Below are 11,124 nucleotides of genomic sequence, written 5' to 3' on the forward strand. Positions count from 1 at the left end.
TAATCCATATAGGATTTGCGCATCTCGTCTTCGATATTGACGCTTACCTTGTTCTGTTCCGAAAGCATCTATTCATTTCCTCCGATTGTCCGGGATGGCGGTCAAACGTCCAGATTGGAGACGTTGAGAGCGTTGTTTTCGATAAACTCGCGGCGGGGCTCCACCTGATCCCCCATCAGAACCGTGAATATCTCGTCGGCTTCCACGGCATCCTCTATTTTGACCTGGAGAAGGACCCTTTTTTCCGGATCCATGGTGGTTTCCCAGAGTTGCTCCGGATTCATCTCTCCCAGTCCCTTGTAGCGCTGGATATACTGTCCTTTTTTGGCCCGGTTGATGAAAAAGTCAAGCAGTTCCTGACGGTCTCCGACCCTTGTCTCTTCTTTCCCCTCGGCGGAGATGACGGCCTCTTCCCCTTTGCAGATGTCCTCCACCAACCGGTAAGCCTGCAGCAGCAGCTTGTATTCATGGGAGGAAAGCGCCTCCAGCACTCCACGATCGATCCGGGCTCGGATATTGCCGAGGGTGAATAGAATCCGGGCAGGATCCTCAAGGACCTCGTATTCGGCCTTTGGCTCCACGGCTCGGAGCTTCTCAGCCAGAGGCGTGAGATCATTCATGTCGGCAAATCCGTTCTGAACCTTGCCCCGGACGAACACCTTGAGTACTTCCGAATTGACCCCTTTGTGGACCGTTTTGTCAAAATGGCTGTTGTAATCGAGAATGTTGCGCAGGGTCGGAATAATCTGCTTTCCTCTCAGCACCCTGCGCCCGCTGTCCATCTCCACGGTGACTCCATCGACCCCCTCATTGAGGAGGTAATCCAGAAGGAGGGCTTCATCCTTGAGGTAGATTTCTTTCTTGCCCCGCTTTGCCTTGTAGAGGGGGGGCTGGGCGATGTAGAGATGGCCGCGTTCGACCAGCGCGGGCATCTGCCTGAAGAAAAAAGTCAACAGCAGGGTGCGGATGTGCGAGCCGTCGACGTCGGCGTCGGTCATGATGATGACGCGATGGTAGCGCAGCTTGGAAATGTCGAAATCGTCCTTGCCGATGCTGGTCCCCATGGCGGTGATCAGGGTCCGGATCTCATTGGAGGTCAGCATCTTGTCGAAGCGCGCCTTCTCGACATTGAGAATCTTCCCCTTCAGAGGAAGGATGGCCTGATATTTTCTGTCCCTCCCCTGTTTGGCGCTTCCGCCGGCGCTGTCTCCCTCGACGAGGTAGATCTCGCACAACGACGGGTCCTTCTCCTGGCAGTCGGCAAGTTTTCCCGGAAGCGAAAGTCCGTCCAGTGCCCCTTTTCGGCGAGTGAGATCCCGGGCCTTGCGGGCCGCTTCGCGGGCTCGGGCCGCCTCGATTCCCTTCTCCAGAATCTTGCGGGCCACCTGCGGGTTCTCCTCGAGATATTCGGAGAGTTTCTCATTCATCAGGGTCTCGACATATCCCTTGATTTCCGAGTTGCCGAGCTTGGTCTTGGTCTGCCCTTCAAACTGGGGATCGGGCACCTTGACGGAGATGACCGCCGTCATTCCTTCTCGCAGATCGTCCCCGGAGATAGCCGTCTTGATGTTCTTGAGGAGATTGTTGGCGGTGGCGTAAGTGTTCATGGTGCGCGTCAGGGCCGCCTTGAACCCGATGAGGTGGGTTCCGCCTTCATGGGTGTTGATGTTGTTGGCAAAGGCGAATATCTTCTCGTCGTAGCCGTCGTTGTACTGAATGGCCACCTCGATATCGACCCCTTCCCTTTCGCCGGTAATGAAAATAGGCTTGGGGTGAAGAGGGGTTTTTGCCCGGTTCAGATATTCGACGAAGGAGACGATGCCCCCTTCGTAGTGGAACTCGTGGCTCTTCTCGTTGCGATCGTCGACGATGTTGATCTTCACCCCGCCGTTGAGAAAAGCCAGCTCACGAAGCCGCTGGGACAAAGTCTCGAAGGAGAATTCGGTCGTCTCGAAAATCTCGGAATCCGGCCAGAAGGTGATGCGGGTTCCCCGTTTGACGGTCTCCCCTTCCTCGTGCAGCGGCGCCTCGGGGACGCCGCGGGCGTATTCCTGCCGGTAAATCCGTCCTCCTCGTCTGATTTCCAGCTCCAGCTTCGAGGAAAGGGCATTGACTACCGATATGCCGACGCCGTGCAATCCGCCGGAAACCTTGTAGGAGTCGCTGTCGAATTTACCCCCGGCATGGAGGACGGTCATGACCACTTCGGCCGCCGTTTTTTTCTGGGTCGAATGCATTTCCACAGGGATTCCGCGGCCGTTATCCACGACGGTGACCGACCCATCCACATGGATGACCACGGAGACTTCGTCGCAATATCCGGCCAGCGCCTCATCGATGGAATTGTCCACCACCTCGTAGACCAGGTGATGAAGACCCGTTACCCCCGTCGATCCGATATACATGGCCGGTCGTTTGCGAACGGCACTCAACCCTTCGAGTACCTTGATGCTGTCCGCGCCGTATTCCTTCTTCGTCTGTTCGCTCATTTATTTAATCCTCATTCTCGGCAATCTTCCTCGACGACTCCGCCGGAGACCCGGTAAAAGCGCGCCTGTCGGAATCCTTCATCGATCAGGGATCGAATATCCGTGGTGGTAATGAATACCTGTCCTTGCCTGGCCTGCAGGAAGCGGAAAAAAAATCCCTGCCGCTGCCGGTCCAGTTCGCTGGTCATATCATCGAGCAGCAATACAGGAGGTTCCCCCGTTCTGTTCTCCAGATCCATAATCTGGGCAGCTTTGAAAGCCAGGATGAACGAACGCTGCTGCCCCTGCGAACCGTATAGACGCAGGAGTCGCCCATTGACCATAAAACGGTGGTCGTCGCGATGGGGTCCGGCCAGGGTCTGACCCATTTTTCGCTCTCTGTCTTCCGAGCGCTCCAGTTCCCGCCGCAGCGCCTCTTCCAGTTTTTCAACAGAAGGGTTGCCGGCGGAATATTGCAGATCCGCTTCCTCTCCCCCCCCGGCTATGTTCCGGTAAGCCTCCCGCAACAGTGGCAGCAGCCGGTCAAGATAAATGAATCGATCGTGCCTTATCCGGGCACCGGTTCGTATCAGACCCTCGGACCAGGGATGGATTTCTACGCGACTTCTATTTTCCCTGAGCAGACAGTTGCGCTGCCTGAGAAGGCGTCGATATTCCTGGGCTCTTCCCAGAAAGGCTGCATCGGCCTGGAAAACGGCACGGTCGAGAAGATCTCTGCGACCTGCCGGAGACCCTTTTATCAGATTGACTTCCTCGGGAGAGAAGAGGATCGGTCGCAGATGACCGAGAAAACTCCCGGTGGAACGTGATTCCTTGCCGTCCACCCGCCCAGTTTTTCCATGACATTCAATCTGGAGCTCGATGCGGCGCCGGACCCCCTGGCAATCCACCTCACCCTTCAAACGGGAGAGTTCCCTTCCATGGCGGATCATCTCCTCGTTGCGAGCTCCTCTAAAGCTTTTAAGATTTCCAAGGAGATAGACGGCTTCGAGAAGGTTCGTTTTTCCCTGGGCATTAACCCCCCAGAAAATATTGAATCCGGAGTCCGGAGATATTTCGACTTTCTCTATGTTTCGAAAATCACAGAGGGTCAGACGATGAATATTCATAAAAGGAAAAGACCCATCTCATGAAAAAAGCCTTTTTTGAAAGGCTTTTTTCATCCACCTTTTGAAGGGGTTCCTACAGGCGCATGGGCATGACGACCGCTAAGTAATTACTTTCCTCGCTCGGTTTGACCAGTCCGGGCGACAGATTGTCCTTCACCAGAAGGCGAATCTTTTCCGTCTCCTGGGCTTGGAGAATATCGATAAGGTACCGGGCATTGAATCCTATGCTCATATCCGGGCCGCCGTATTCGATTTCCAGGTCTTCCTTTGCATCTCCGAATTCGGGATTTGAAGACGATATTTCCAGCATTCCCTGCCGAAGCATGACCTTGACCCCTCGGGATTTTTCACTCGATAGGATCGCCATGCGGCGCAAGGCATGGAGGAATGTGTCCCGGTTGATGAAGGCTACCAATTCGTTGTTTTTAGGGATAACCCGGTTATAGTCGGGAAATTCGCCATCCACCAGGCGCATCACCACCACGGTCCGATCTTTTTTGACCACGGCGTTGTTGTCCATGAATCCAAGCTGGATGTCGCTCTCGCCCTCCTCGGCAATTTTCTTCAGTTCAATGATACCCTTGCGGGGGAAAATGACTCCTTTGAGCAACTCTTCCACATGGGAAGCGTCCATTTCCTTCTGAATCATTGACAGGCGGTGACCGTCGGTGGCCACCAGGCGCAGCATCTGTTTGCCCTCATCCTCCACCGAGCGGAAGTAGATGCCGTTCAAGTTGTATTTGCTCTCGTCGGTTGATATGGAAAAGGCCGTCTTATCGATCATTTCCTTGAGTAAAGAACTGTTTATCAAGAAAAATTGTTCCTTGTCGGGCTGGGGAAAGTAAGGAAACTCCTCGGAAGAGAGACCGACAATATTGAAAAGCGCCTTGCCGCAACGAATTTCAATCCAGCAGTTTTCCTTGGCTATAAATGAAATTTCCTTTTCAGGAAGTTCCTTGATTATTTCATGAATTTTTCTTGCGGAAACCGTTACTTTTCCCGGAGTGACTATGGAGGCGGGATAGGATGCCCGCATGCCGACTTCCAGATCGGTGGCGGTCAGATAAATTTCGTTGTCCCTGCCTTCAATCAGTACGTTGGAGAGGATGGGTATGGTATTGCGTTTTTCCACTATTCCCTGGATACGGGCCAGTCCCTTGAGAAAAACTTCTTTTTCGATGGTGAAATGCATGAGCCCTCCTGTTCACAGGTAACGGGTTCTATTATCTTTTAGATCTCTTATAGCAGATAGTAGTAATACCTGTTGATTAGTCATTATTATCTAAAAAAACCTTTTTATTCAATCTGTTAGCCCTGTGGAATACACTGTGTTTAAGCTGTTGTGCCACTAAGCCTTTTTGTTAACAGCTCGAAAGACCTAAATTGTCCCCAGGTTTATGCCCGGATTCGTTCACAGGAATTTAGATCTTCGCAAAATCAGTGAATAAGGACGTTTTTTAATGTGTTTACCGTGGAACGGAGCTGAAAATCTTCTTCCATATGCTTTTCTATTTTTTTGATGGCATGGATGATTGTCGAGTGGTCTTTGCCGCCGAAGCGCTCACCTATTTCCGGATAAGAGCACGATGTAAGTATACGGGAAAGGTACATGGCTATCTGCCTTGGAAGAACCAGAGCCTTGAGTCTCTTGGCGGATTTGAGATCGGAAATTTTAATGCTGAAGTGGGCCGCCACCGTTTTCTGAATTTCCTCTACCGTGAGTTCACGGTTTTTTTCCACCAGAATATCCTTGAGCACCTCCCTGGCCATTTCCAGGGTGACGGGGGTCGAGGTCAGGCTTGCATAGGCGCCTATTCTGATGAGGAAACCTTCGAGTTCTCGAACGTTGCTGCTCACGGAAGTAGCCAGAAAGAGTGCCACATCCTCCGGCAGTTGTATTCCATTCTGTTCGGCCTTCATTTTGAGGATGGCCTGCTTTGTTTCCACGTCAGGAGGTTGGATGTCCGCTATCAGGCCCCATTCGAAACGCGACCGCAGCCTTTCTTCCAGACCCGGTATTTCCTTTGGAAATTTATCGGAGGTGACCACAATCTGCTTGTGCGATTCATAAAGAGCGTTGAAGGTGTGGAAAAACTCTTCCTGGGTCCTCTCCTTTCCGGCAATGAACTGTACGTCATCGATCAGGAGCACATCCATGGAACGGAATTTGTTCCTGAATTCGTCCATTTTTGCATATCGAAGGGAATTGATCAGTTCATTCATGAACTTTTCGGACGTATAGTAGCAAACTTTCATTTCCCTGTTGCTGCCCAGAATAAAGTTGCCGATCGCATTGATGAGGTGCGTTTTTCCGAGGCCTACCCCTCCATAGATGAAGAGGGGATTATAGGTAGTGGCAGGATTATTGGCCACTGCCATTGCCGCGGCCACGGCGAATTGATTGGATGAGCCTGCGACAAATTCACCGAATGTGTACTTGCGGTTGAGGTTGAAAGCAGGATTCCATTCCTTGACGGGTGATTCCTTACGAGTTTCATTTTGGGACCGGGGCGGGGGAGCCTGTTCCTCATCTGTGTTTTTCGCCTCGGATCTGTCCGCCACGCCCAGTTGAACCCGATAGGCCACGGCGCCGATATCGGATAGAGTTTCCTGGATAATCTGACTATAATGCTCTCTGATCCAGTCTCGGACGAAACGATTGGGTACCTCAAGGCGCACAAGATCCTTTTCAATCCCGACAAACTGGATCGATTTGATCCATGTCGAAAAATGTTGGGGATTGAGAACCTGTTCCAGGTGGGTCAGAGTTTCTCGCCAAAGTCGATTCATAGAAAAATCAGAGGTCGCGGTAAAATGGCATATTGCAAGAATGTCAGAGGGAAAAAGGGCCCTCTAAAAAAATTATCCACAGGATTGTTAACAACTGTGGATATAGGGCTTGTCGCTTGTCCCGTGCGGGTTCCAGGGCATGTAAGGCTGTAATTATCGATAGAATAAGCTATCAGAGCTCCTTTTCATTTGCAAGCTATTTTTGGGCGGCGTTTCGGGGCCCGTAGGGGATGTCCTTGAATACCCGAATTCTTTTCTTCCTTGACACAAATTGAGAAATATGCTTAAAAGTATCCTTTACAATTCGTCTAAAAACCTAAGGCCCATTACATACCACAGGGAGTTGCAACAGCATGAAACGTACCTACCAGCCCAGTAGAATTCGCCGTAAGAGAACCCATGGTTTCCGCAAGCGGATGCAGACCAAAAACGGCCAAGCTGTCATCAAACGTCGTCGCGCCCGGGGAAGAAAAATCCTTTCGGTGACCAATCCCGTTAAATAAGCCGTCACATGGCTGAAAAGGGAAATTTTTTTCCCTCCGACTTTCGTCTGCATAAAAACCGTGAATTCAATCGGGTTCGAGAGATGGGGCGTAAGTGGCACACGCCCCATTTTGTCGTCATCGTCATGTTCAGGTGTGACGGTCCGACCCGCCTCGGATTGACGGTCAGTCGGAAGGTCGGAAGTGCGGTTCGCCGCAATCGCGTGAAACGTTTAGTGCGGGAATATTTCCGCACCCGGTATGACTCCATGCCCCGGCATTCTGATATATCCATTATCGCCAAAAAGGGTGCCTCAGAGTTGGATCACGCAACGGTCTGGAGTGAATTGAGCATCCTCACCGGAAATTATTTTCTCCCGAGAACGGCATGTTCGCGAAAATCGTCATCGGATTCATAGATTTATATCGGAGATTTATTTCGCCGCTGACGTCACCCTCCTGTCGATTCTATCCATCCTGTTCCTCCTACACACGTCAGGCTGTTGTCAAATACGGCGCCCTGAAGGGCGTTCTGATGGGGGTCTGGAGGATCATGCGCTGTCATCCTTTTCACCCCGGCGGCTATGACCCCGTCTGATTCCTCCTTGAACCGAGCAGCCTCGGAGTTTTTACATGGAAAACAATAAAAATACCATTATTGCTCTTATCCTCATGCTAGTGGTGTGGATTGGTTTTTCTCTCCTCAACCCCCCTTCCCCACCGGCGCCTACCGCCGATCCTGTCGTTCAGGAACAGCGGACTGACTCTGGGGAAGAGTTTGTACAAGCAACTCCAGCCCGTCCCGCTATACCCCGCCCCTCCGGAACGCCTGAAGTGACCCGGAATGTCAGGGAAATAAAAGTTGAAAACGATAAGTTTCGTGCCCTTTTCACCAATGCCGGTGCACGCCTTAAGTCACTTCAACTCAAAGAATATACTGAAACCGATGATCCAAATTCTCCGCTGATTACTCTGATTGATGTCGGTCCCGAGCGACTGGCGAGCCTGCGTACCGTCGGATTGGACGGATTCGATCTTTCCTCCGACGTCCTTTATACTGTTTCCGATGGCGGGGATTTGCGTCTTACCGAAGACGAAGTCGGGGAGTTGGTTTTTTCTACGACTTCCGCATCCGGTCTGATAGTCGAAAAAATATTCAAATTTCATGGTGAAAGTTATCATTTCGATCTGCAGGTTCGCATCAGCAACCCCGTCGAAAATTCGTTGCGCGGAACCATGATTCTCTCCCTGGTTCAACCCTGGGATGATTCCATGAAAGGAAGTAGTTTCGAGTTTGTCGGGCCGGCAACTCTCGCCGGTGACGATATAAAAACCGATGATGTGGACGATCTTGCAAAAGAAAGTAAGTCCTACGGCAAGGAGGTTGTCTGGACTGCTTTTGAAACCAAGTACTTCATCTCCGCCGTTGTCCCTCTGGAAAATGCAGCTGAACAAGTACGCATCGAAAGGGAAGACAATCTGGTCATTAATGCTTTGGAGTCTCCCTACCTGACGGTGGGTCCCAACGAAACTCTGTCATTTAATTATCTGCTATATTTCGGTCCGCGGCATCTGGAAATACTCAAGGACGTGAACTATCAGCTAGCAGAGGCGATAGAATTCGGTTTCTTCGGCATCATTGCCAAGCCCCTTCGCCTGGTTCTCAACTTTTTTTACTCCTTTGTCGGCAATTGGGGCGTGGCCATCATTTTGCTGACCGTCATTATCAAGCTGCTCTTCTGGCCCTTGACCCAGAAGAGTTACTCTTCCATGAAGTCCATGCAGAAGCTGCAGCCCGAGATGGCGAAAATCCGCGAAAAATTCAAGAACGATAAGGAACGACTCAATCGCGAAATCATGGAGCTTTACAAGAAAAACCGCGTCAACCCCCTGGGAGGCTGTCTTCCCATGCTGGTGCAGATACCGGTATTTTTCGCTCTGTACAAGGTTCTGCTGAATGATATAGCCCTTCGCCACGCTCCGTTCATGCTCTGGATAGACGATCTTTCAGCCAAGGATCCGTATTACGTGACTCCTATTATCATGGGCGCCACTATGTTCATTCAACAGAAGATGACCCCCAGCACGATGGATCCGACCCAGGCGAAGATGTTCATGCTCATGCCCGTGGTGTTCACGTTCATGTTTTTAAATTTCCCTTCCGGTCTGGTTATATACTGGTTGATTAACAACCTGCTCACTATCCTCCAGCAGTATTTTATTAATCGTAAAGTTTGAAGGCATAATGGTTGGAGACATTCTTGAAATAGAACTCAGCGGGTCCACCGTCGAAGAGACCATGGACCAAGCTCTACAGCGTCTTGGCTGCAGTCGCGCTGAGGTGGAAACTACAATTGTTCAGACCCCCTCTTCCGGATTATTCGGTCTTTTCGGCGTCCGTCCTGCTCGGATCAGGGTACGCCTTTCAGATCGGGCTTTCAGCGCCCGCGTCATCACCGAAAATCTGCTCAGGCTGAGCGGGTTCGATTGCACCGTCGTTGTTCAAACAGGCAGTGAGGGGGTAGATTTGAAGATCAGGGGGAACGACTCCCGATTGATCATCGGCCGCCATGGACAGACCCTCGACGCTCTTCAATCATTGGTGACTCTCCTTACGGACCGACAGATATCGGATCGCACCCCCATTGTACTCGATGTTGACGACTACCGGGTCCGCCGCGCCTCCTTCCTCCGGCGCCTTGCCCGCCGCCTGGCTTCGCAGGTTCGGCGTACCGGAAGGCCTGCCTCTGTCCAATCTCTACCGCCGGAGGAACGACGCATTCTTCACCTTGCTTTCAAGGAGGAAAACGATGTCGAGACCCGTTCTGTGGGAAAGGGTCATGAAAGGAAAATCATCGTTTCCTTGAAAAGGGGTTGATAGTGTTTCATCATGATACCATCATTGCCCCGGCCACCTCATCCGGTGAGGGCGGCATTGGCATTATCCGCATTTCCGGACCTTCTGCTGAAGAAGCACTCTCCCGCTTTTTTAACCCTTCCAAGGGGAACAATTCTCTGGCTTCCCATCATCTTTATCACGGCAGGATTCACTGTTACGAAGGGACGCTCGTCGACGAAGTCATGGCTGTTGTCATGAGAGGCCCCCGGTCCTATACACGGGAAGATGTCGTCGAAGTGCACTGCCATGGCGGACCCGTGGTGATGCGCCGTATACTCGATCTTTTTCTCGAATGGGGTCTCCGTCTGGCGCGTCCCGGCGAGTTTACCCTCCGCGCCTTTCTAAACGGCCGGATCGATCTTGCCCGCGCCGAAGCCGTCATCGATGTAATTCGATCCAGGTCGGAAGCGGCCTGTCACGTGGCGCTCCAACAACTGGAGGGGCGCCTTTCCTCGACCATCGCCCGCTTCCGGGATGGAATTGCCGAACTTCTTGCTGAAATCGAAACCCATGTCGACTTCTCCGACGACGATATTGAGCATACCGATCAGGGTTTCCTTCAAACTCGCGCCCGGGAACTGCTCGCAAGCATGGATCATCTGCTCGCCACTTTCGATACCGGACGCACGTTGCGAGAAGGTCTCTCTGTCCTGATTCTGGGTCGACCCAACGCGGGCAAGAGTTCACTTTTGAATGCCCTGCTGGGCGAATCGAGGGCCATCGTCACCGAGGTCGCAGGTACCACCCGTGACACCATCGAGGAGAGTATGACCCTTGGCTCGCTTCCGCTTCGTTTGATCGATACCGCCGGCATTCGCCATACCGAAGATCTTGTCGAAATCGAAGGGGTTCGGCGTGCCCGACACAAAGTCGCTTCCAGCGATCTGGTGCTGCTGGTTGTCGATGGCAGTATTCCTCTGAATCATGAAGATTTTCTCGCCCTCGACGCCTGCGGGGATGCGCGGGTTCTGCTGGTTATCAACAAGAGAGACCTTCCTCAAATACCCGTAACGCCTCCTTTCTCCGATATGCCGTCGGCTGCTATATCCACTCACACGGGAGAAGGAATGGATGAACTGCGTTCCGCGATCGAACGCGTTTTTTATGGTGTCCGAGGTGGAGATACCCGAGAATCGGTGATGCTCTCCGACCGACGCCACAGGGAAGCTCTTTTGCGCGCCCGCCAAGCGATCGATCGTTTTCACGCTGGATCCATCAAAGAACTGTCCCCTGAGTTTCTGGCCCTTGAACTCAGGGAAGCGCTGCAGGCCCTGGGGGAAATCACCGGCGAAACGACCCCCGACGAAATCCTCGACCGCATTTTTTCCCGGTTTTGCATCGGCAAATGAGGAGAT

The 11,124-nt window shown here is 52.1% G+C and carries 10 protein-coding genes; 6 read left to right on the forward strand and 4 right to left on the reverse strand.

The features are described from left to right. Window positions 1–101 precede the first annotated feature (101 nt). The 4 genes from gyrB to dnaA all read right to left on the reverse strand — a co-directional run bounded on the left by gyrB (window position 102) and on the right by dnaA (window position 6,388). Window positions 102–2,489: a DNA topoisomerase (ATP-hydrolyzing) subunit B gene (gyrB, locus tag DTF_RS0115470; protein ID WP_027716050.1), complete on the reverse strand. Its 2,388-nt coding sequence runs from the start codon at window positions 2,487–2,489 to the stop codon at window positions 102–104. 11 nt (window positions 2,490–2,500) lie between these two features. Next, window positions 2,501–3,598: a DNA replication/repair protein RecF gene (gene recF, locus DTF_RS0115475; protein WP_027716051.1), complete on the reverse strand. Its 1,098-nt coding sequence runs from the start codon at window positions 3,596–3,598 to the stop codon at window positions 2,501–2,503. Between the two features lie 73 nt (window positions 3,599–3,671). Continuing rightward, complete coding sequence (gene dnaN, locus DTF_RS0115480; RefSeq protein WP_027716052.1) at window positions 3,672–4,790, reverse strand: DNA polymerase III subunit beta; 1,119 nt, start codon at window positions 4,788–4,790, stop codon at window positions 3,672–3,674. A 245-nt stretch (window positions 4,791–5,035) separates the two neighbouring features. Continuing rightward, complete coding sequence (gene dnaA, locus DTF_RS0115485) at window positions 5,036–6,388, reverse strand: chromosomal replication initiator protein DnaA (RefSeq protein ID WP_027716053.1); 1,353 nt, start codon at window positions 6,386–6,388, stop codon at window positions 5,036–5,038. 353 nt (window positions 6,389–6,741) lie between these two features. On the opposite strand from dnaA, the gene rpmH reads away from it, so the two are divergent. Genes rpmH through mnmE form a run of 6 tightly spaced genes read left to right on the forward strand, consistent with a single transcriptional unit; the run spans window position 6,742 to window position 11,118 of the window. After that, window positions 6,742–6,891, forward strand: a complete 150-nt coding sequence (gene rpmH / locus DTF_RS26255) for a 50S ribosomal protein L34 (protein ID WP_081703013.1) — start codon at window positions 6,742–6,744, stop codon at window positions 6,889–6,891. Between the two features lie 8 nt (window positions 6,892–6,899). Continuing rightward, entirely contained in the window at window positions 6,900–7,289 is a 390-nt protein-coding gene (rnpA, locus tag DTF_RS27830; RefSeq protein WP_081703014.1) for a ribonuclease P protein component, read from the forward strand. Continuing rightward, on the forward strand, window positions 7,259–7,468 hold the full coding sequence (gene yidD, locus DTF_RS26260; protein WP_081703015.1) for a membrane protein insertion efficiency factor YidD: 210 nt from the start codon (window positions 7,259–7,261) through the stop codon (window positions 7,466–7,468). The genes rnpA and yidD overlap by 31 nt, the downstream gene beginning before the upstream one ends. A gap of 35 nt (window positions 7,469–7,503) precedes the next feature. Further along, on the forward strand, window positions 7,504–9,108 hold the full coding sequence (yidC, locus tag DTF_RS0115490) for a membrane protein insertase YidC (protein WP_027716054.1): 1,605 nt from the start codon (window positions 7,504–7,506) through the stop codon (window positions 9,106–9,108). 7 nt (window positions 9,109–9,115) lie between these two features. After that, window positions 9,116–9,748 (forward strand): RNA-binding cell elongation regulator Jag/EloR, encoded by a 633-nt coding sequence (gene jag / locus DTF_RS0115495; RefSeq protein ID WP_035057533.1) that lies wholly within the window; start codon window positions 9,116–9,118, stop codon window positions 9,746–9,748. A 2-nt stretch (window positions 9,749–9,750) separates the two neighbouring features. Then, entirely contained in the window at window positions 9,751–11,118 is a 1,368-nt protein-coding gene (gene mnmE / locus DTF_RS0115500; RefSeq protein WP_027716056.1) for a tRNA uridine-5-carboxymethylaminomethyl(34) synthesis GTPase MnmE, read from the forward strand. Window positions 11,119–11,124: the final 6 nt, after the last annotated feature.

It is taken from the genome of Desulfuromonas sp. TF, assembly GCF_000472285.1.
GTDB lineage: Bacteria > Desulfobacterota > Desulfuromonadia > Desulfuromonadales > ATBO01 > ATBO01.